Origin of the sequence: Xanthomonas sp. A1809, assembly GCF_017746015.1 — a bacterium.
Taxonomy (GTDB): Bacteria; Pseudomonadota; Gammaproteobacteria; order Xanthomonadales; family Xanthomonadaceae; genus Xanthomonas; species Xanthomonas euvesicatoria.
In genome coordinates, this window is record NZ_JAGHWZ010000010.1 from 282,351 (window position 1) to 303,169 (window position 20,819).

The following is a 20,819-nucleotide window of genomic DNA, read 5'->3' on the forward strand; positions in this document are numbered from 1 at the left end:
GATGAGGGTGCGTGCGCAGCCCGTGCTATCCGGTAGGTGAGTGGCTTCGCCCCCTTACCCTCACCCCAATCTCTCTCACGCGGGGAAAGAGACTCTATTTCGTCACGCCCGTACGCGTGCGGGACCGCCGTTAGCCGAAGCCTTCGCAACCTGCCACTTCCTGGCGTGGGCAACCCACCGACGACCCCAAAACCGCAACTGGGCCGCATCAGCGGCCCAGTCGTTATGCGTCTACCTAGCTTTCGCAGGAGCGGGGCGATTATTTCAGCTTGGCGGCGGCACGCAGTGCGTCGGCGCGGTCGGTCTTTTCCCACGAGAACGAGGTCGCGCTGTGCTGCGCGCCAGTGCCGTCGGTGTAGGTGAAGTCCTTCGGCTTGCGGCCGAAGTGGCCGTAAGATGCGGTCTGCTGATACATCGGGTGGATCAGGTCGAGCATCTGGATGATGCCGAACGGACGCAGGTCGAAATGCTTGCGGATCAGCTTTTCGATCTGCTCGTCGGCGATCTTGCCGGTGCCGAAGGTGGTGACCGAAATCGAGGTCGGCTCGGCCACGCCGATGGCGTAGGAGACCTGCACTTCGCAACGGTCGGCCAGACCGGCGGCCACCACGTTCTTGGCAACATAACGCGCGGCATAGGCAGCCGAACGGTCCACCTTGGACGGATCCTTGCCGGAGAACGCACCGCCACCGTGACGCGCCCAGCCGCCGTAGGTGTCGACGATGATCTTGCGGCCGGTCAGGCCGCAATCGCCCACCGGGCCGCCGATCACGAACTTGCCGGTCGGGTTGATGTGGAACTTGGTGCCCTTGTGCAGCCACTTGGCCGGCAGCACCGGCTTGAGGATTTCCTCGCGCACCGCTTCGATCAGGTCCTTCTGCTTCACGCCCGGGTCGTGCTGGGTCGACAGCACCACTGCATCGATCGCCGTCGCCACGCCATCTTCATAGCGCAGGGTGACCTGCGACTTGGCGTCTGGACGCAGCCACGACAGCGCCGAGTTCTTCTTCTTGCGGATCTTGGCCTGCTGCTCGACCAGGCGGTGCGAGAGGTGGATCGCCGCCGGCATAAAGCTGTCGGTTTCGTTGGTGGCATAGCCGAACATCAGGCCCTGGTCGCCCGCACCCTGCTGCTCTGGATTCTTGCGATCCACGCCCTGGTTGATGTCCGGCGACTGCTTGCCGATCAGGTTGAGCACGCCACAGGTCTCGCCGTCGAAGCCGACGTCGGAGCTGTTGTAGCCGATGTCCAGGATGACCTTGCGGGTCAGCGCTTCCAGATCGATCCAGGCACTGGTGGTCACTTCGCCGGCCACGATCGCAACGCCGGTCTTGACCATCGTCTCGCAAGCCACGCGGGCGCGCTTGTCCTGGGCCAGGATGGCGTCCAGCACTGCGTCGGAGATCTGGTCGGCGATCTTGTCCGGATGGCCTTCGGAGACCGATTCGGAGGTGAACAGGTAGCTGGACATCAGGCTTATATCCCTTGATTCGGATGAAAAGATGGGTGCGGATGATACACGCCCCGTGTGTCGGTTGCATTGTGCGCCTGAATGGATCGGTTTGGGGTTAAGCCGACGTCGGTCCGCCGCCCGGGCGCACGGGCCTGTGCGTTGCTCGTGACGATTAACTGCCCGGTGACGCAGCGGTGCCGGCCGGCCGCACCCCGCCTCAAACATCCCGATCCGTGCAGGTCCGGCCTGCTAGCATCGGCCGATGGATTCATTGACCCAGATCGTTCTCGGCGGCGCCATCGCTGCCGCCATCGCGCCGCCCGGACAGCGGCGTGCCGCCTTGTTGGCAGGCGCGGCACTGGGCACCTTGCCCGACCTCGACTCGCTGGCATTGCTGCCGCTCACCGACGACCCGGTCACCCTGATGACCGTGCACCGCAGCGTCAGCCATTCGTTGTTCGTGCTGCCGCTGGTGGGTTGGTTGATCTGGTGGCTGTTCCGCCGCTACGGCAATGGACGCGTGGCCAGCGCACCCACGCGCTGGTTCTGGGCGATCCAGCTGGCCTTGATCACGCATCCGCTGCTGGATGCGTTCACCGTCTACGGCACCCAGCTGTGGTGGCCGTTGCAGCCGCATCCGACGATGTGGTCGAGCGTGTTCATCATCGACCCGGCATACACGGTGTGGCTGTTGCTCGCCTGCGTGGTGGCCTGGTTTGCGCGCGCGCGCCCGTTTGCGCAACACGTGCTGGTGATCGGGTTGGTGGCCAGCACCGCGTATCTGGGCTGGTCGTTGATTGCCAAGCAACTGGTCGACCGCCAGGCCGATCGTGCGCTGGCAGCGATGGGCCTGGCCGATGCGCCGCGGTTCTCGGTGCCGATGCCGCTCAACACCTTGCTGTGGCGCGTGGTGGCGATGACGCCCAACGGCTATGTCATCGGCGAGCGCTCTCTCGTGGCCGACACCGGCCCGATGCACTTCCGTGGGTTTTCCAGCAACACCCAGGCGTTGGGCGAAGTGGCCAGGTTCGATTCGGTGCGTCGACTGACCTGGTTCAATCGCGGCTTCATGCGCGCGCGCCTGGTCGACGATGACCTGATGCTCAGCGACCTGCGCATGGGCCTGGAGCCGGACTACAACTTCAACTTCGTGGTGGCCCATCGCGACAACGGGACGTGGCAGCCGATCGTGCCGCGGCAGGTGCAGGCGGCATATCGTGCGCCGGTGGCACGCGACCAGATCGGTGCAGTGCTGGGGCAGATGTGGCACCGCATCTGGCACGAGCCCCGCAGCACCGTGCTGACCGGTGACCTGGAAGCTGTCGGCGCTCCGGTCGTCGCGCCCGCATCGGCAACTCAATAAACCGTGGCGCGCGCCTGCACGAACGAATAGAAGAACACGGCGTCCGGGTCGCTGTGCACCTGCGCCAGTTCACGACGCATGCCATCCACGGTGGCGGCCTCGACCGCGCCGGCCTGCAGTAATTGATCGGCCGCCGAGAGCAGCACTTCTTCCCAGAACCCGATCATGGTCTTGCGCCGGCCCGGTTCGCGGTTGTCCAGATGCAGCGTCTTGATCTGCGTGTGCACGTCGCGAAAGCCCCCGGCCAGCAGCAGGTTGCCCAGCTTGGCACCGACGAACGGGTCGCCGCCCTGGTCGTGCTGGAAATCGTTGAATGCCATCCAGTAGCGCCACAGGTTGGGCGAATACGGATGCAGCAGGAACGAAGCATTCATCACCTCGGTCACGTACACCGGCGAGCCGGGCAGCAGCACGCGCCGCACTTCGTTGAGCACGCGCGCAGGCGAGGGCACGTGTTCGAGCACCCAGCACAGAAACGCCGCATCGAACTGACGCGCCTCGAACGGCAAGTCGCTCGCATCGGCCTGCTGCAGTGTGTAGCGCGCGCGGCACCACGCCAGCCGTTCGAGATTTGCCCGCGCCGCGCCCAGCTGCGCCTCGCTCAGATCCACGCCGGTGACATGCAGTTCGGGAAAACGGCGCAACAGGATTTCAGTCTGCGCGCCGACGCCGCTGCCCACTTCCAGCAGGCGCCGCGCGCCGCTGTAGTCGATCTGATTGAACAGCGTGGTTTCCAGCAAGCGCGCCTGTTTGAGCAGACGCGCCTGTTCGGTGGCGGAAAAGCCGTGCAGATAGGTGGGGGTGTCGCTCGGTGCGCTCATGCGTGCGGCTCCAGCAAGGCAGGAAAACTCAGGCAGCGTCCGATAGTGCGGGCGGCACGCCGGCGATCAAGGCATCGAAGTAATCACGCGTCAGGGCCAACTGGGCTTCGGGCGTTTCGGCGCGATTGACCACCGCCCGGAAGTCGGCGCTTTGCGGGTGGTCCTTGGCATACCAACCCAGATGCTTGCGTGCGATGCGCACGCCCTGCGGTTGGCCATAAAACGCGTGCAGCGCTTCCAGGTGGCCGAGCAAGGTATCGCGCACGAACGCCAGCGACGGCGGCGGCAATACCTCGCCGGTGGCCAAAAAATGTGCCACTTCGCCGAAGATCCACGGGCGGCCTTGTGCGGCGCGGCCGATCATCACGGCATCGGCGCCGGTCTCGCGCAGCACCTGAGCGGCTTTCTGCGGCGAGTCGATATCGCCATTGGCAACCACCGGGATCTGCAGCGCGGCCTTGATCTGCGCAATCGTCGCGTACTCGGCGCTGCCGGTGTAATGCTGGTCGCGGGTGCGTCCGTGTACGGCGAGCGCGGCGATGCCGCAGTCCTGCGCGATCCGCGCGATCGTCGGGCCGTTGCGGTGGTCGCAATCCCAACCGGTGCGGATCTTCAACGTCACCGGCACGTTCACTGCCTGTACCACCGCGGTCAGGATGCGTGCCACCAGGTCTTCGTCGCGCATCAGCGCCGAGCCGGCCCACGCGTTGCAGACCTTCTTGGCCGGGCAGCCCATGTTGATGTCGATCAACTGCGCACCGTGGTCGACGTTGTAGCGCGCCGCCTCGGCCAGTTGCTGCGGCTCGGTGCCGGCGATCTGCACGCTGATCGGGTCCGGCTCGCCGGCATGGTCCATGCGGTGCAGCGATTTGCGCGTGCCCCAGAAGCGCGGGTCGGAAATGGTCATTTCCGACACCGCCAGGCCCGCGCCCAGCCGCTTGCACAGCAGCCGGAACGGTTTGTCGGTAACGCCCGCCATGGGCGCGAGGATCACCTTGGGAGCGATGGAGTAGGGGCCGATCTGCATGGCGCTAGTGTAACTTCAGCGGTGACGGCCCTTCGTGCTGCCAACCCTGCGGCGGCCGGGCCGGCAGCAGGCGGGCCGGCATGGCCGGCACCGCCGCTGTGGCATCGCCTACTGCCAGACGGCCAGATTATCCAGGTACAGCTTGGCCTGGGTGCCTGCACTGGCGCGGTATTCGACGATGTTGTTGCCGGCACGCAAGGTTGCCGTCAGCGGACTGCTGGCCCAGTCGCTGGCCGAACTGGTCTGGGCGAAGGCCGGGGTGCCGACACGCAGGCCATTGACGTACAGGTCTACGCTACCGACGCTTGCGCCCGGTGCGGAATAGCGCGTGGCCAGCGTATAGCTTCCCGCCTGCGGCACGTTGATGGTGGTCCGCAAACGCGCGCCGGGGTTGCCGCCGAAGTCGACATAGCCCAGCCCCTGGTAGTTGTGCACTGCGCCGGAGACGCCATTGGCGACAAGGCTGCCGATGCGCAGGAAGTCGAAGTTCTCCGCTTCGTATTGCCGCACGCCGGTATAGGCGGGTGGCGCGGCCGGTGCCTGCAGTGGTGTGACCGCCGCGGCGCTAGCGCGTCCGGTGGCCGAGCCGGAGCACTGGATGGTGATGTCCAGCGGCCCGTTGTGGGCGACGTTCAAGGTCAGACCATCGCCGCTGGGCGTGGCGGTGATGGTACTGGCCTGGTGCTCGCCGCGATCGGCGAAGGTATAGGTCGGCGTCGCGCTGGCGCCGCTGATGGCGATGGTGTCGGTCTTGAGCGGGCCGGTTTCCGAATCGAAATTGGTCAGGTAGACCGACACCGCGTCGGCGAACTCCTTGACCACGCCCGTCGTGTAGGGGCCGTAGGTCATGTTGAGCGCGGCGCAACTGTTGTACTTCAGGTTGAACGCGCCGCTGGCGGTCTTGTTGGTCTTGTAGGGGTTGTAGGTGACCCAGGTGTTGTCTTGACGTGCCACATAGAGATCGCCGGTGGATTCCTGCGGGAACAAGGCATTCAGTTCCTGGGTCTTGGCGGCGATGGAGGGCCAGCGGGTGGCGTACGCGCTGCGCTTGACCTGTACGGGGAAGGACTTTGCAAGGTCATCGCTCAACTGCCATACGGTCGGGATGGCGGGGTAGCGCCCGGTCTTCTTGTACCAGCTGTGCTGGTTGAGATAGGTGCCGTCGTCGTCCATCAGATACAGGCCGGAGAACAGCGTTTCCGGCGATGCATACAGACTCTGATCGTTGCCGCTGGTGGTGTCGTCGACCACTACCAGCTTGGTGCGGTCGATCACCTGCTGGCGATCGAGGATGTGCAAGGTGCCGTCGAGAATCTTGCGGTAGACATCCATATGGATGTTCTTGAACTGCGGGAAGAACTGCCAGCGCCGCGTGTTGTAGCCGTCGGCGGTGGTCCCGTTTGGCAGGCTTTGAACGGTATCGGTCCAGATCAGTTCCGGGCCGTCGAAATAGGTTTCGCCGGTCAGCGTCAGGTGCTCGATCAGATGCGGGGCGCCCGCGGCCAGAGGATAGGCGCTGCCATCGGCGGCGTACCAGCCGCTGCTGTCAGGACGGATGCCGTAATGGCCCGCAAATCCCGACAGAAACATGCCCAGGCTGACGCTTTCGATGTCGTGGTAGCCGTAGTTCATCGTGAACTTTTCTTGGATGATGAAATTCTTGGCATAGCTGCCCAGGGCCGTGCGCAAGGCCTCGTTGCGCTTGACCATTGCCAGCGGGTTGATGTTTGCGCCCCAGAAGCCGCCGGTGAAGCTCACCGCCAGATAGCCGCCGTACTTGTTGGTCAGCTTGAGCAGGTTGGCCCAGTGCTCCCAGCGCTGCGCTGCCGAGACCGAGCAGGCTTCGTCGAATCCCCAGAACTGCTCGGCGTAGTTGAAACCCAGGAAGTTCGGGTAGTCGCGGAAGAACTCACCGTAGACCGTCGATTCCAGATCGGTGCCGTTGGGATAGTCGGGGAAGTGGCTGAAGCCGCCGCTGGACGGTTGCACCATCGCCCAGACACCGTTGGCCGCAGCTGTCTTGATCCACGAGCGTGCCGTCTCGATCCCGTTCGCCACCTGGTTCCAGTTGCACTGATTGTCGGTGGCGCCTTTGTGACTGATCGAGAGCGAGATCAGCAGAACCGTGTAGGGGCGCAGGTCTGCAGGAATCAGGTCGATGATCTTCTGCGGATCGGCGGCGTTCCAGGTGTCGGCATGGATCACGAACATCGGCTTGTCGGGCGCGAGGCTGCGCCGGAATGCCGGGTCGGTACTGGCGCTCGCCATTGCCGTGGACGCCTGCGTGGCGGTTGGCGCCATGGCGCGCGGGGCGCTCACGGTGACCGTCGCCGCCGGCGATGGGGTCGCAGCGGTGCCGGCATCGGCGGCATCGCCGCCACAGGAGCTGAGCAGGCAGGGAAGTAAGACGCAGGGCAGCAGGAATGGCGTGCGCGATCGACGCAGGATCATCGGTAGTTCCGTTGAGCTTGGGGGGCAGGGCCAGGCATACCGCGTCACTGCCATTGCGTGAGGCGGTAATGCGCCAGTCGACGATGCAGACGCATCTCGGCAAGCCGCGCCGCCAGGAGCGTCCTCGCATGACAACAGGCAATGGTCGTGGTACGCCCGGTGGTGCGGCGATAGTAGGCAAGCGCAGATAGCGCGCTAGCGCGTGCAGCCGATCAGCACGCTTTATGCGATGCGCTTTCGTTTTTCGAGCACCCAAAACAGCGCTGGGTCACGTGGCGTCGCGATGGCGCAGCCGGTGGTGTGACGTTGGCAGCAGAGCGTGCGCAGCGTGGCGAAAGCAGACATGCGCTCGTTGCAGCGTCACATCGTTCGGCGCGATGCGCAGCGACGCGGCCAACCGCTTGTCGCGATCGTCATTGGGCGCGGGACATGCACGCGCATTCCTGGAAAAAACCTGGGCGCCTGCGTGGGTGCGGTGTCGAGGGCATGCGCGCGTGGCGCACGCCAATGGCAGTGAACCGTGGTCTCAGTCGTCCGCGCGCAGCCGCGGCATCGACACCGCCGCACCTTCCACCTCGGTGGAGCGCGCCGCATAACGGGTGGCAAAGCGCACGTGGGTTGCGAAGCTCGCAGCCGGCACCTGCGCCAGCGAGGCAACCAGCGCACCGTTGAAGGCATCGCCCGCGCCGGTGGTGTCGATGGTCTGCGCGCTTTCCGCGCCCACGCGGTAATGCGCCTGGCTATCGCCGCGCAGCTGTTCTTCGGCGTGCGAAATGAAGGCGCCCACCGCGCCCAGGGTCACCACTACGGTACCGCCCGGCAGCAGCTTGCGGCACAACGAATGCAACGTATTGCCGTCCAGCGCGGCGACGTCGTCGGCATTGATGCGCTCGCCGACATGGCGACCGAGCAGGGCGGCGAATTCGGTTTCGTTGGGCGTCAGCACATCCGAGAGCTTGAGCAGGCCAATCGAGGTCGGTGCATTGGCCGGCGCGGCATTGAGCACGGTCAGCACGCCACATTCGTGCGCCAGCGCCAGTGCGGACTCGATCGTCTCGGCCGGGGATTCCAGCTGCGCCAGCAACACCTTTGCCGCAGCCACCAGCGGGCGTTGGTTCTCGATGAAGGCGGGGCTCAACACGGCGTTAGCGCCGGCGCCGATCACGATGGTGTTGCGGCCGTGCCCGTCGACATAGATGCCGCCGGTACCGGTCGGTTCATTACTGGGCTCGGCGATCAGCGAAAAGCCGTCCTGCGCGGCCAGCGAGCGTGCCAACGCACCACCGGCGTCGTCGCCCAGCGCGCACAAGAAATGCGTCTTGGCGCCAGCGCGTGCGGCCGCAACCGCCTGATTGAAGCCCTTGCCGCCCGGGCCGGTGCTGTAGCGCCCGGCAATGGTCGCGCCCGGCACCGGCAAGGCATCGCAGCGCCACACGTGATCGACATTGAAGGACCCGACAACGACGACCGAACTCATAAATACCTTGCCTTGAATGACTGACTTGAAAGACTGGATGAAACGCGGCGTGCAGTGATTAGACCGTCACGCCGATGAACCCGCACCGCCTCAACCGAAATGCGACAGCACACCGGCAATGGTAGCGGTCATGAAGGTGGCGATCGAACCGCCGAGCACCGCACGCAGGCCGAACTTGGCCAGATCGTGACGACGTTCCGGCGCCAGCCCGCCGATCCCGCCGATCTGGATCGCGATCGAGCTGAAATTGGCGAAGCCGCACAGCGCGTAGGTGGCGATCAGGCGACCTTCTGCGCTCAGGCCTACGCCCGGCACTTCGCCCTTGACGATGCGCGACAACTCGCTGTAAGCGACGAACTCGTTGATCACCACCTTCTGGCCGATCAACGACCCGACCGTGGTCGCATCCACCCACGGGGTACCGATCACCCAGGCGATCGGCGCCAGCACGTAGCCGAAGATCGTCGACAGGTTGGTCGGGCGGCCCAGCAGCGCGGCGGCGCCGGTGACCTCGCCCAGCCAGGTCAGCGGTGCGTTGATCAGCGCGATCAGCGCGATGAAGGCCAGCAGCATCGCGCCGATATTCAGCGCCAGGCGCAGGCCGTCGCCGGCACCGGCCGCGGCCGCATCGATGACATTGCTGGTGGTTTTTTCCACTTCCATCTTGACGGTGCCGCGGGTCAGCGGGGTGCCGGTTTCCGGCACCAGCAGCTTGGCGACCACCAGCGTGGCGGGCGCGGCCATGATGCTGGCGGCCAGCAAGTGCTTGGCATAGAACGCCTGTTGCGCCGGATCGCTGCCGCCGAGCATGCCGACATATGCAGCCAGCACGCCACCGGCGATATGCGCCATGCCGCCGATCATCATCGTCAGCAGCTCGGACTGGGTCATCTTGGGGATATACGGGCGCACCGTCAGCGGCGCTTCGGTCTGGCCGATGAAGACGCTGGCGCACACGCTGGTGGTTTCCGCACCGGAAACGCGCATCACCTTGGTGATCGCCCACGCCATCGCACGCACCACCATCTGCATCACGCCCAGGTGATAAAGCACGCCCATCAGCGCCGAGAAGAAGATGATGGTGGGCAGCACCTGGAACGCAAAGATGAAGCCGTAGCTGTCGATGTTCATCAGGTTGCCGAAAATGAAGGTGGACCCTTCATTGACGAAACTCAGCACCTTGACGAAGCCCTTGCCCAGCGCGTCGAACACGTCGCGCCCGCCCGGCACCAGCAACACCAGTGCGGCGAACGAGATCTGCAGGGCCAGACCGGTGGCGACCAGCTTCCAGTCGATCGCGCGGCGGTTGCTCGAAAACAGCCAGGTGATGCCGATGAGCACCGCCAGACCGAACAGGCCGAAACCGATCCTTCCCAAACCTTCGACCATTCCAATCCCCGGGCTGCTGACGGCAAAACGGGAAGCCTAGAGCAGGGGGTGACAGGGGGCAAGGCGAGGGGCATTCAGATGGCCTCGGTCGGCCCACAGACGAGAGGCGGCGGGCACGGGCAGGCCCGCGCTGGCGCGCTGTGGGACCGTGCTTGCGCAAAGTCGGGAGTTCGCATGGGCGAGGTGGGCGGTGTTCATCGCGTGGCGGCGCGGCTGGTGGCGGTCGTGGCGCCCGCCCGGATGCGGTGTTCACCGTCATGCGTCAGCGTTCGGGAAACTGCCGCGCAGCCTGGAGCGGCTGAAGCGCGTGATTGGATCTACTGCTGCGACTGCTACGGCTGTCGTTGCTGCATCCGCTTCATTAGGCGCGGTGTCTTTGGCACAGATGGCCTGGGACAGTTGGCGTTTGTGCGCGAGTGCTGCTGACCGTTGCACGCATGTCCGCCGGCGTCATGCGCTGGTGTCTCCAGGCACGGTGCCGCATCCGGTGTCGGGGACGCCGTCAATCCGTCCATGCGGCTGGTTGGCGCATGCATGCCACCAATGGCCCCACCCTGGTTGCGACGCCACACGCCGGCGATTTTGCCTGTTGATCGGCAAGCAGTCGCTGCAGCAGGGTCTCGCGTCTGTCACGTGTGGATAGGCGTGGAAACGCCCATGCAAGCCGAGGCATTCGGTGCAGATAACCACCAACGGCAGACCAACACCGACAAAAGCGCCGATCACGATGCATGCGCAGTGCAGGCGGTGCTGCGAACACGCAGTCGAGCCGGGAACAGGTCGATGCACGGCGCTGCACACGCCGCGCGCTGTGCCTGCCCGACGCCACGGCCTACACTGCGCACGCCGGTCCAGGGCAGGTGCCCTGGAGGTTGCGGGAGTTCGCCATGCTTTACCGACGTCTGGGTTCCACCGGGCTGCAGCTATCGGCCTTGTCGTTCGGGGCCTGGGTCACCTTCGGCAAACAGATCGGGCGCAGCGAAGCGCGCAATCTGATTGCCGCCGCCTGGGACAACGGCATCAATTTTTTCGATAACGCCGAGGTCTACGCGCGCGGCCGCGCCGAGGAAGTGATGGGCGATGTGATCGCCGATCTGCGTTTGCCGCGCGATGGCTTCTGCGTGTCGAGCAAGGTGTTTTTCGGTGCGGTCGACAGCCCGCGGCCGACCCAGCGCGGGCTCTCGCGCAAGCATGTCACCGATGCCTGCCACGCCGCGCTCAAGCGCTTGCGCGTGGAGTACCTGGACCTCTATTACTGCCATCGGCCCGATCCGGACACCCCGATCCAGGAAACCGTACGCGCCATGGATGCGCTGATCCGCCAGGGCAAGGTGCTGTACTGGGGCACATCCGAATGGAGCGCCGCGCAGTTGCGCGAGGCCATCGCCATTGCCGAACGCGAACATCTGCATGCGCCGGCGATGGAACAGCCGCAATACAACCTGCTGCATCGCGAGCGGCTGGAGCGCGAATACGCGCCACTGTGCGAGAACGGGCTGGGCACCACGATCTGGTCGCCGCTGGCCTCGGGCCTGCTGACCGGCAAGTACAACGCGGGCGTGGAGGCCGACAGCCGTCTGGGCCAGCCGGGCAACCAATGGTTGCAGGACGAAGTGCTGGGCGCGCCGGAAGCGCGCCGGCTGGAGCGCGCCCGCGCGTTCTGCGCGGTGGCGGCCGAGCTTGGCCAGTCGCCGGCGCAGTTGGCCATCGCCTGGTGCCTACGCAACCGGCATGTGTCCAGCGTGATCCTGGGCGCGAGCCGGGTCACACAGTTGGAAGAGAACCTCGGTGCCCTGGACACCCTGGATCAGGTCGATGACGCCGGGTGGGCACAGGTGGAGTCGAGCACGCGCTGAGCCATTGGGTCGATCGAGTGCTGCGGTGGATGCTTGTAGTAGTCACCGCAGCTGAGGGCAGCGACACACGTCCGTTCGATTGGCGCGATCAATCGAAGACTAGAGAGCGATTTAAACATCCGGCCTTTCAAATGAGAATGGCTCTTGATCATTAAATGAGAATGGTTATTATTTGTCTGGCCAACCGACTGGAGAACCAGATCATGACCGCCCACCCCGTGCTGCTTCGCTCCGAACCGGTCAATCTGCGCGACCGCGCCACGCCGCGCGCCGTGCCCGCCGAAGACCTCATCAGCAGCCAAGCGCTGCTCAAGGGCCGGCGTGAAGTGCTGATCCAGCACGGCGATCGCGTCTATCGCCTGCGCCACACCAGCAACGACAAGCTGATCCTGACCAAGTAATTCCAGCCACTGGGCTGCGCACAGCCACTGTGCGCAGCCGCTGCCGCAACGATCGTCATGCGCCGTCAGTGCCGATGGCGCGATCCTGCTCCACGCGCAACGCTCGATTGCCATGGCATCCCATCTTTGCGTACTCGCTCAACGCGTGTGCGCAAGATCGCAGCGGGCGCTGCCGCCGCCGCCCGCCACTCAACTCCATCTTCCCTGCCGCGTTTGGCTTATGCCGCACGCGCCGCCGGGGGACGCGTAAAGGTTCCTGATGATCCGCCTGCATCCGCTGGTGGTCGCGCTGTCGCTGGCGCTGCCCGCTATTTCCTTGTGTGCCCGTGCTGCCGAACGCGATGCCGGAGCGGAGGGTGCGCGTGAGGTGCACGACTTCGACCGGCTCCAGGTCACCGCCACGCGCACCCAGCGCGCGCTGGTGGATGTGCCCAGCACGGTGGATGTGATCGACCGCGAACAGCTCGACAACCAACTGGTGCGCGAACTCAAGGATCTGTTCCGCTACACGCCGGGCGTGTCGGTCACCAGCACCAGCGGCCGCTTCACCGGTGCCAACGGCATCCGCATCCGCGGGCTGGATGGCAACCGCGTGGCGATGCTGGTGGATAACGTGCCGGTGTCGGACACCTTCAGCTTCGGCAGCTATCTCAACGCCAACCGTAACTTCGTTGACCTGGAAACGCTCAAGCGCGTGGAAGTGGTACGCGGGCCGGCTAGCTCGTTGTACGGCTCGGATGCATTGGGCGGCGTAGTCGCTTTCGTCACCAAGGATCCGTCGGACTATCTGAGCGCAGACAAGCACAGCTACGCCGGCCTGAAGTTCGGCTACGAAGGCGACTGGAACGGCCTGTTTGCCGGTGCCACCGGCGCGTTCGGTGGCGAACGCTGGAGCGGCTTGGTGGCGGTGAGTCATCGCCAGGGCCAGGAGGCGCAAAACCAGGGCGATGACCGCAGCCGCGATTTCACCCGCACCGCGGCCAATCCGCAGCGCATCGATGGGCGCAGTGTGCTCGCCAAACTGGTGTACGCCCCAAGCGCACAACAGCGCTTCAAACTCACGGTCGAAGGCAACGAAGACTACGGCAGCATCGATGTATTGACCGGCGTCGATACGCGGAGTCCGACGGCGTCGCTACGCATCCTGTCGCAGCAAGGACGCGATCATCAGACACGTGCGCGGGTCTCGCTACGGCATGAAGTCGATGCGCTGGATTCCGTGTGGGCCGACGATCTGCAGTGGCAGCTGTATCGCCAGAACAGCGAGAGCCTGCAACGCACCAACGAACTGCGCGGCAACACCACGCGCCGGCATAACGAACATAATTTCGATCAGCGTGTTTACGGCCTGCTGGTCAACGCGCGTAAGTCCATCGATACCGGCACCCTCAGCCACGAAATCACCTATGGGCTGGATGGCACCTGGACCGATACGCGCGCCAAGCGCGACGGCTATTCGGTCAATCTGGCCAATGGCGTGGTGAGCAACCGCGTCGGTCAGGACGTGTTTCCGGTGCGCGACTTCCCGATGAGCGAAACCACCAAGCTCGGGTTGTATGCGCAGGACGAGATCGGCCTGCTCGATGGCCAGCTGTCGCTGGCGCCGGGCGTGCGCGTGGATTATTTCCGGCTGTCGCCGCAGGTGGACGACATCTTCCGCGAAGACAATCCCGGCGTTGCCGCCGAGACCATCGACGAGACCCAGGTGTCTCCCAAGTTCGGTGCGGTGTGGCGGTTTTCGGACGCCTGGTCGGCGTATGCCAATTACGCGCATGGCTTCCGCGCGCCGCCGTACAACGATGTCAATATCGGTTTCACCAATCTGCAGGCGCGCTACACCGCCATCGCCAATCCGGATCTGAAATCGGAGACCAGCCGCGGCGGCGAACTGGGCCTGCGTTTCAACGATGCGGTCGGCTATTTCGGGCTCGCCGTGTACTACACCGACTACCGCAACTTCATCGAATCGTATGCGCCGGCTGGCGTGAATGCCGACGGGCTGGCGCTGTTCCAGTCGCGCAACGTGGACGATGTGGTGATCAAGGGCGCAGAGGCGCGCGCGGGCATCGATCTGGGCATGCTGGCGGGTTGGCAAGGCTGGTCGTTGAACAGTGCCGTCGCCTATGCGGAAGGCGACAACCTCACCGACGGCAGGCCGCTCAATTCGGTCGACCCGTTGCGCGGCACGCTTGGCATGGCCTTCGACAGTGATCGCTGGGGCGCAGAAGTGATCGGTACCTTTGTGGCCCGCAAACATCGCCCGCAGCTGGACAGCTATTACGTGCCGGCCGGCTACGCCACGCTGGATCTGATGGGGCATTGGGAATTCGCGCCCGGCGCCAAGCTCACCGCAGGCGTGTTTAACCTGGCCGATCGCCGTTACGTGGACTGGAACGCGCTGCCCAACGGCACGCTGGCCAGCAGCACGGTGCTGGACCGCTTCACTGGCGCCGGGCGCACTGCTTCGGTCAGTCTGGCCGTGAACTGGTAGCGGCCATGCCCAACCTCCGCGCCATCCCGTTGCCCCTGCATGCACGCGCTACCCGCGCGGCACTGCCACGACCACAGCAGTTGGCGGCGCTAGGGACGGTGCTTTGCCTGTATCGGCCTGCGTTGGGCAACGAACTGGATGGTTGGCAGCACGCAGTCGCTGCAGCCGCGTCCCGTCGGGTGGACAGCGACGGCGTGCACGAGGGCATCTGGTTCTTCGATGCGGCAGGACAGTGCTGCTGGCGGCTTTGCCTGTTGCCCGACAGCGATTTCCTGAGCTGGGACCGCCTGGTCTCTCGGCTGCCGCCACTGCCGATGGACACGCACGAACTGGGCGTCGGCGAACGGCTATGGCGCCGCCTGGCCGGACGCATGCGCGGCGATGCATGGCGCTTGAGCGCGCTGCGCTTGCAGCCTGCGGCCAGCCACGGTCACCCCATCACCGCCAGCCTGGCCACCGTCTCTGCGCTGGGCGCTGAGGTTGCTGCACGGTTGGCGCGCGACGAGGGCATCGACGGCCGCGTGGTCGTGGACGATTGTTGCTGCGCGCGCGCTGCAGCGCTGCGTACTGCCGCGGTGAATGCCCGCGGTGCCGACCCCGTGTCATGACGATGTCGCTGCTGCGCGCGTGTCCCTGATGTTCCCCAATGACTACCGAGAGTGCCGATGAGCCGATTGTTCTCCCGCTGTGTCGCCGCCACACTGAGCCTGTTGCCGTTGATTGCCGCCGCCGATGCTCAGCGCGATCGGCAAAGCATCCTGGCGATGCAGGGCGAATACGCGGTGGATTTCGCGTTCGACGAAACCGTGCTGCTCAAGCCCGGCTACGAGCGCGCTTCGGCGATGCGCAGCGGCGCCAGCGAAGTGGTCATCGTGGTGGAGAATTCGCCGCGCAGGCTGGTGCTGCAGCACGTGCTGGTCGACGAAAAGACCGGGCACGTGACCAAGCATTGGCGGCAGGACTGGACCTTCGAGGCACCGCAACGGTTTGAATTCACCGCCGAGCAGACCTGGACGGTGCATGCGCTGGCGCCGGCCATCACCAGCGGCACCTGGACGCAATGTGTGTACGAAGTCAGCGACGCGCCGCGTTATTGCGGCACCGGCCGCTGGGACTACGCCGATGGCCACCCCACCTGGACCAGCGATCCCAGCTGGCGCCCGTTGCCGCGGCGCGAGTACACCAGGCGCAGCGACTACAATGCGCTATCGGTGATCAACCGGCACACGCTGACGCCGAACGGCTGGACCCACGAACAATTCAATACCAAGGTGCTGCGCAAGCCCGACGGCACCCAGGAAGCGATTGCACGCGAGTTCGGCTTCAACGATTACCGCAAGACCACCGAGGTGGACTTCGCCCCGGCCTATGCGTACTGGAAAGGCACACAGGGGTATTGGGCCAAGGTGCGCGCGCGCTGGGCCGCATTCCTGCAAACGCCACCGGGCCTGCATCTGAAAACCAAGCCGGACGGCATGGCGATGATCGTGCCGATGTTCGAGCAGGCTGAGTCAGCGCAGAAGGGCAAGCCGGTCAAGGACGCGCAAATCGATGCGGTGTTCGCACGGTGGGTCGAACCGGCGAACTAGGCACCCTGACGCCGTAGGAGCGCATCCGGGCGCGATATGGCATTCCCGGTAAGGCCAATCACACCGCAGGGGGCTCTTGCGAGGTCGCGCCCGGGTGCGCTCCTACGAGCGAGAGGGTGCTTTGCCTTTATTCCTTGAACATCAGGAACGCGGCCACCAGGATCAGGCCGAACGCGGCCCAATGGTTCCACTTCAGCGACTGCCCCAGGTAGAAGGTGGAGAAACCGGCAAAGACCAGCAGCGTGATCACTTCCTGCATGCCCTTGAGCTGCGGCGCCGAATACACCGCGCTGCCCAGACGGTTGCCAGGCACCTGCAGGCAGTATTCGAAGAACGCGATGCCCCAGCTGACCAGGATGGCGATCATCAGCGGCGTGGTCTTGTACTTCAGGTGCCCGTACCAGGCGAAGGTCATGAACACGTTGCTGGCGATCAGCAGCAGAACCGGGTACAGGTAGGCGGTGAAGGGGGCAGTGGGCATGGCGGCGAGCGGCAGAGAATGGGGGCCGAAGCATAAGCCAACTTCGTTAAGCGCACGCGACCGTGCCGCCGGGGCCGCGCTAGCGCTGCATGCCCCAGCGACGCACCGTGAGCCGCTCGATCGCCTGGAACACCACGCCCTCCACCAGCAGCCCCAGCACGATCACCATCGCCAGCCCCGCGAAGACCTTGTCGGTGTAAAGCTCATTGCGGTTCTGGAAGATGTACCAGCCCAGGCCGCCCTGGCCGGAGGTGGCGCCGAACACCAGTTCGGCGGCGATCAGGGTGCGCCAGGCGAATGCCCAGCCGATCTTCAGCCCGGACAGGATCGCCGGCAGCGCCGCCGGAACCAGCAGTTGCGCTACATAGCGCGGGCCGCGCAGGCCGTAGTTGCGCCCGGCCATGCGCAGCGTGTCCGGTACCGCCTGGAAGCCGGCGTAGGTGGTCAGCGCCAGCGGCCACAGCACCGAGTGCACCAGCACGAACACCAGGCTGCCGGTGCCCAGCCCGAACCACAGCAAGGCCAGCGGCAACAGCGCAATGGCCGGCAGCGGGTTGAACATGGCGGTCAGCGTGCCGAGCACATCGCGGCCCCAGCGCGTGGAAGCGGCCAGCGCGGTCAGCACGAACGCCAGCAGCACGCCCAGCGCATAACCTTGCGCCAGCACACGCAACGACGCACCGACCCGGCGCAGCAGTTCGCCCGACAGCAGCCCGTCGTAGAACGCGCGCGCGGTCTGCACTGCGCCGGGCAGCATCAGATCGTCGCCGACCAGCCGCGCGGCGATCTCCCATGCCGCGACCAAGACCACCAGCACCAATGCCTTGCGCAGCCAGGGCGGTGCGTGCCAACGCGTGGGCGTGGTCGCGGCGCCCAGGGCAGGGTCCAGCGGGGTCAGTGCCACTTCGTACTCGGGCCGCACCGGTGGAATCGGCGGCACTGCGCTTGCGGTGCTGCGGCTCATGTCAGCGCCTGGCGTTGGCGCAGGGACGGGCGACGCAGCGGTGCCACCTTGTCGTCGTCCAGCGTGTCATCGGGCAGATCGAACAGCAGCCGGTGAATGCGTTGCGCGGTCTGCTGGAAGGCCACGCTGCCGGCACTGTGCGGGCCGAAGGCATGCGCGTTGAGTTCGGCGCGCACCTGGCCCGGGTGCGGCGACAACAGCAGCACGCGATTGCCGACCACCAATGCTTCTTCGATGGAATGGGTGACGAACAACAGCGTGAAGCGCAATTGTTCCCACAATTCCAGCACTTGCTCCTGCATGCGCGAACGCGTCAGCGCATCCAGTGCCGCGAACGGTTCATCCATCAGCAGGACACGCGGGCGCATCGCCAGGGCGCGTGCGATGGCCACACGCTGCTTCATGCCGCCGGACAAGGTGTGCGGGTAAGCATCTGCAAATCCGCTCAGCCCGACCTGGGCCAGACTGTCGTCTGCCCGCTCGCGCGCCTCGGCACGGCCGAGTTTGCGCGCCGCACGCAGCCCGAACACCACGTTCTCGCGCACGGTTTTCCATGGTGCCAACTGGTCGAATTCCTGGAACACCACCACCCGGTCCGGCCCGGGACCGGTGACCGCATGACCCTGCAGGCGGATCTGTCCTTCGCGCGGCGCAACGAAACCGGCCACCGCCTTGAGCAAAGTGGATTTACCGCAGCCTGAGGGCCCCAGCAGCACGAAGCGGTCGGCTTCGTGCACATCGAAGCGCACGCGATGGGTCGCGCGCACCACGCGCTGGGCCGAGGCATATTCCAGGCTGACATGATCGACCTGCAGCAGGGGCGTGCTCATCGCTCAGCTCCCGCCCGCAATCAGCGGGTCGTCGAAAAAGTAATCGCCCACCTTGCCCGGCGCCTGCTTGATCGCCCCGCTGTGCTGCATGAACTTGCCCAGCCCCAGCGTGTTCTGCGGTGCCACGGTGAACTGCACTTTCGGGTCCTTGAGGATCTGCAGCACCAGCGCGCGGTCGATGCCCGAGCCATTACGACGCAGGAAGATATCGGCCGCCTGCTCCGGATGGGCCGTGACGAACTTCGCCGCCTGGTCCAGTGCGGCGACAAACGCGCGGTAGGTCTTGGGATTGTCCTTGCGGAATTTTTCGGTGGCGTACAACACCGTTGCCGACGACGGGCCGCCTTCGATCTCGTAGGAACTGGTGACGATATGCGCGGCCGGGTTGCGCGCCAGTTCCTGCTCCTGAAACGGCGGGCTGGCAAAATGCGCGGTGATTTCGGTACGCCCACGGATGATCGCCGCGGCGGCATCCGGATGCGGCAAGGCGACTTGTAGCGCGTCGAGCTGATGGGTGCCCTTGTCGCCCCAGCGTTGTTGCGAGGCATGCTGCAGAAACCGCGACTGCACCGAGACACCTGTTGCCGGCACCGCAATGCGGTCCTTTGGCGTGAAATCGCCGATGGACTTGATGCGCGGAGTGTTGCTGATCAGGTAGTACGGGAAATTGCCCAGCGATGCGACGCCGCGGACATTCTGGCGGCCGCGCGTGCGGTCCCAGATGGTGAACAGCGGCCCGACACCGGCACCGGCGATATCGATCGAACCGGTCAACAACGCATCGTTGACTGCCGCCCCACCGGAGAGCTGCAGGAATTGCACGTCGATGTCCACACCGGCGGCCTTGCCCTGCTGTTCGATCAACTTCTGGTCCTGCGCCACGTCCAGCAGCAGGTAAACGATGCCGAATTGCTTGGCGATCCGCAGCTTGCCTTCGGCCTGCGCATGCGCGCTGTGCAACAGCGGCAGCGCGGCCAACACCAGCAGCGCGATGCGCCGCGAAAAACGCCGGCGCGGCGCAGGAGCGTGGGAAGTGACGGTCAAACGCATGCGGCGCTCCAGTCGGGAAGGGGAGGGAACAGGTGCAGGCTCAGAACGGTGCATCGCCTTCGATGGTGGTGCGGTTGAGCCGACGGCGCAGATGATCCGGCGTGCCTGCAGCCAGATGCATCACCGAACGGTTGTCCCAGAACACCATGTCGTGCGGCTGCCAGCGATGCCGATACACCAGCCCAGCATGCGTGGAGTGTTCGAACAACCTCTGCAACAGCGCGCGGCTTTCGTCCTCGGGCAAGCCGACGATGCGCGTGGTGAAATGCTCGCTGACGAACAGCGCCTTGCGGCCCGTCTCCGGATGCGTGCGCACCACCGGGTGCTGCACCGGTGTCACTTCGGCAATCTGCTCCGGCGTCAGTGCCGGCCGCCACGGATTGCGGGCGCGCAACTCCTCGTACTTGGCCAGATAACTGTGTTCGGCACGCAGGTCCTGCACGGCGCGTTTGAGCGATTCGGGCAGCGTTTGCCATGCCAGGTGCTGGTTGGCAAAGAGGGTGTCGCCGCCTTCGCCGGGCAGCTCCTGCGCATGCAGCAGCGACCCCAGGCTCGGTGTTTGCTTGTACGACAGATCCGAGTGCCAGTAATGCCCGGCATCGCCCAGGCCGATCGGCTCGCCGTTCTCCTTGATGTTGGACACCACCAGCACTTCCGGGTGCCCGCGCAGTTGAAAGTTGCGCAGCACGTGAATCTGCAGCGGCCCGAAGCGACGGCTGAATTCCACCTGCTGGGCCGGTGTGATGCGTTGATCGCGAAACACCAGCACGTGGTAATCCAGGTGCGCGCGATGGATACGCGCGAAGGTGGCGGCGTCCAGCGGTTGCGCAAGGTCCAGCCCGATCACTTCGGCGCCCAGCGGAGCGTCGAATGGCACGATCCTGACGCTGGAGCTCTGCACGGGGGAAGACGCATCGCGCGGCGTGTGCACACGCGCTGCGGAAGTGATGCTGGTCATGACGTGGCACCTCGACGGCAACGAAAGGCCGCCTGGGCCGGCGGCCGGACATACCACTCTAGGCAGTCGTGCCACCGCTGCGAACGTACGATTTGCAAGGTGCTTATGCGCTGCAGACATATGCAGCACTCACAGAAGAGCAAGGCCCCTCACGCTGCGCGCCACAGCGTCCGTGAGCTGGCCTGCAGCACAGCCACCGGGCCGCGCGTCGCATGCCG

18 protein-coding genes are annotated in these 20,819 nt (G+C 65.2%); 6 read left to right on the forward strand and 12 right to left on the reverse strand.

The features are described 5' to 3' along the window. Nucleotides 1-259: 259 nt before the first annotated feature. Entirely contained in the window at nucleotides 260-1,471 is a 1,212-nt protein-coding gene (gene metK / locus J7396_RS15540; RefSeq protein ID WP_005910819.1) for a methionine adenosyltransferase, read from the reverse strand. Between the two features lie 244 nt (nucleotides 1,472-1,715). Here metK and J7396_RS15545 point away from each other — a divergent pair, with 244 nt between their 5' ends. Then, nucleotides 1,716-2,816, forward strand: coding sequence for a metal-dependent hydrolase (locus J7396_RS15545; protein ID WP_011346451.1), 1,101 nt, complete (start codon nucleotides 1,716-1,718; stop codon nucleotides 2,814-2,816). On the opposite strand, the gene J7396_RS15550 is transcribed toward J7396_RS15545, so the two are convergent. The 6 genes from J7396_RS15550 to J7396_RS15570 form a co-directional block, all read right to left on the reverse strand. Next, nucleotides 2,810-3,637 (reverse strand): class I SAM-dependent methyltransferase, encoded by an 828-nt coding sequence (locus tag J7396_RS15550; protein ID WP_008573555.1) that lies wholly within the window; start codon nucleotides 3,635-3,637, stop codon nucleotides 2,810-2,812. The genes J7396_RS15545 and J7396_RS15550 overlap by 7 nt on opposite strands. Before the next feature lie 28 nt (nucleotides 3,638-3,665). Beyond that, nucleotides 3,666-4,664, reverse strand: a complete 999-nt coding sequence (gene dusB / locus J7396_RS15555; protein ID WP_014089415.1) for a tRNA dihydrouridine synthase DusB — start codon at nucleotides 4,662-4,664, stop codon at nucleotides 3,666-3,668. 108 nt (nucleotides 4,665-4,772) lie between these two features. Beyond that, nucleotides 4,773-7,115, reverse strand: coding sequence for a glycoside hydrolase family 98 domain-containing protein (locus J7396_RS15560; RefSeq protein ID WP_209261699.1), 2,343 nt, complete (start codon nucleotides 7,113-7,115; stop codon nucleotides 4,773-4,775). Between the two features lie 222 nt (nucleotides 7,116-7,337). Then, on the reverse strand, nucleotides 7,338-7,460 hold the full coding sequence (locus J7396_RS22745; protein WP_256127295.1) for a hypothetical protein: 123 nt from the start codon (nucleotides 7,458-7,460) through the stop codon (nucleotides 7,338-7,340). 181 nt (nucleotides 7,461-7,641) lie between these two features. Beyond that, nucleotides 7,642-8,592, reverse strand: a complete 951-nt coding sequence (locus J7396_RS15565) for a ribokinase (protein ID WP_008573562.1) — start codon at nucleotides 8,590-8,592, stop codon at nucleotides 7,642-7,644. Nucleotides 8,593-8,682: 90 nt separating this feature from the next. Further along, nucleotides 8,683-9,981, reverse strand: coding sequence for a nucleoside transporter C-terminal domain-containing protein (locus J7396_RS15570; RefSeq protein ID WP_008573564.1), 1,299 nt, complete (start codon nucleotides 9,979-9,981; stop codon nucleotides 8,683-8,685). A gap of 887 nt (nucleotides 9,982-10,868) precedes the next feature. Between J7396_RS15570 and J7396_RS15575 the strand changes: the two genes are divergently transcribed. From J7396_RS15575 to J7396_RS15595, 5 genes are all read left to right on the forward strand, one after another. Beyond that, complete coding sequence (locus J7396_RS15575; protein ID WP_014089419.1) at nucleotides 10,869-11,837, forward strand: aldo/keto reductase; 969 nt, start codon at nucleotides 10,869-10,871, stop codon at nucleotides 11,835-11,837. A gap of 161 nt (nucleotides 11,838-11,998) precedes the next feature. Next, the gene (locus tag J7396_RS15580) at nucleotides 11,999-12,238 is read left to right on the forward strand and encodes a hemin uptake protein HemP (protein ID WP_029818708.1); all 240 of its coding nucleotides are present in this window, start codon (nucleotides 11,999-12,001) and stop codon (nucleotides 12,236-12,238) included. Nucleotides 12,239-12,497: 259 nt separating this feature from the next. Beyond that, nucleotides 12,498-14,729, forward strand: coding sequence for a TonB-dependent hemoglobin/transferrin/lactoferrin family receptor (locus tag J7396_RS15585; protein ID WP_209261700.1), 2,232 nt, complete (start codon nucleotides 12,498-12,500; stop codon nucleotides 14,727-14,729). 5 nt (nucleotides 14,730-14,734) lie between these two features. Then, entirely contained in the window at nucleotides 14,735-15,337 is a 603-nt protein-coding gene (locus J7396_RS15590) for a Hemin transport protein (protein WP_065628438.1), read from the forward strand. A gap of 57 nt (nucleotides 15,338-15,394) precedes the next feature. Further along, nucleotides 15,395-16,318: a DUF6607 family protein gene (locus J7396_RS15595; protein ID WP_014089424.1), complete on the forward strand. Its 924-nt coding sequence runs from the start codon at nucleotides 15,395-15,397 to the stop codon at nucleotides 16,316-16,318. Between the two features lie 127 nt (nucleotides 16,319-16,445). Here the strand turns inward: J7396_RS15595 and J7396_RS15600 are convergent, their stop codons facing one another. The 5 genes from J7396_RS15600 to J7396_RS15620 form a co-directional block, all read right to left on the reverse strand. Continuing rightward, a complete protein-coding gene (locus J7396_RS15600) occupies nucleotides 16,446-16,799 on the reverse strand; it encodes a DMT family protein (protein ID WP_005910790.1) in 354 nt (117 codons plus the stop codon). A 79-nt stretch (nucleotides 16,800-16,878) separates the two neighbouring features. After that, on the reverse strand, nucleotides 16,879-17,763 hold the full coding sequence (locus J7396_RS15605) for an ABC transporter permease (RefSeq protein WP_065628439.1): 885 nt from the start codon (nucleotides 17,761-17,763) through the stop codon (nucleotides 16,879-16,881). Next, nucleotides 17,760-18,593 carry an ABC transporter ATP-binding protein gene (locus tag J7396_RS15610; RefSeq protein ID WP_008573580.1) on the reverse strand — a complete coding sequence of 278 codons (834 nt, stop codon included), beginning with the start codon at nucleotides 18,591-18,593 and terminating at the stop codon, nucleotides 17,760-17,762. Before J7396_RS15610 ends, J7396_RS15605 begins: the two co-directional genes overlap by 4 nt. A gap of 3 nt (nucleotides 18,594-18,596) precedes the next feature. Then, nucleotides 18,597-19,643 carry an ABC transporter substrate-binding protein gene (locus J7396_RS15615; RefSeq protein ID WP_008573582.1) on the reverse strand — a complete coding sequence of 349 codons (1,047 nt, stop codon included), beginning with the start codon at nucleotides 19,641-19,643 and terminating at the stop codon, nucleotides 18,597-18,599. A gap of 40 nt (nucleotides 19,644-19,683) precedes the next feature. After that, a complete protein-coding gene (locus J7396_RS15620; protein WP_209261701.1) occupies nucleotides 19,684-20,601 on the reverse strand; it encodes a TauD/TfdA family dioxygenase in 918 nt (305 codons plus the stop codon). Nucleotides 20,602-20,819: the final 218 nt, after the last annotated feature.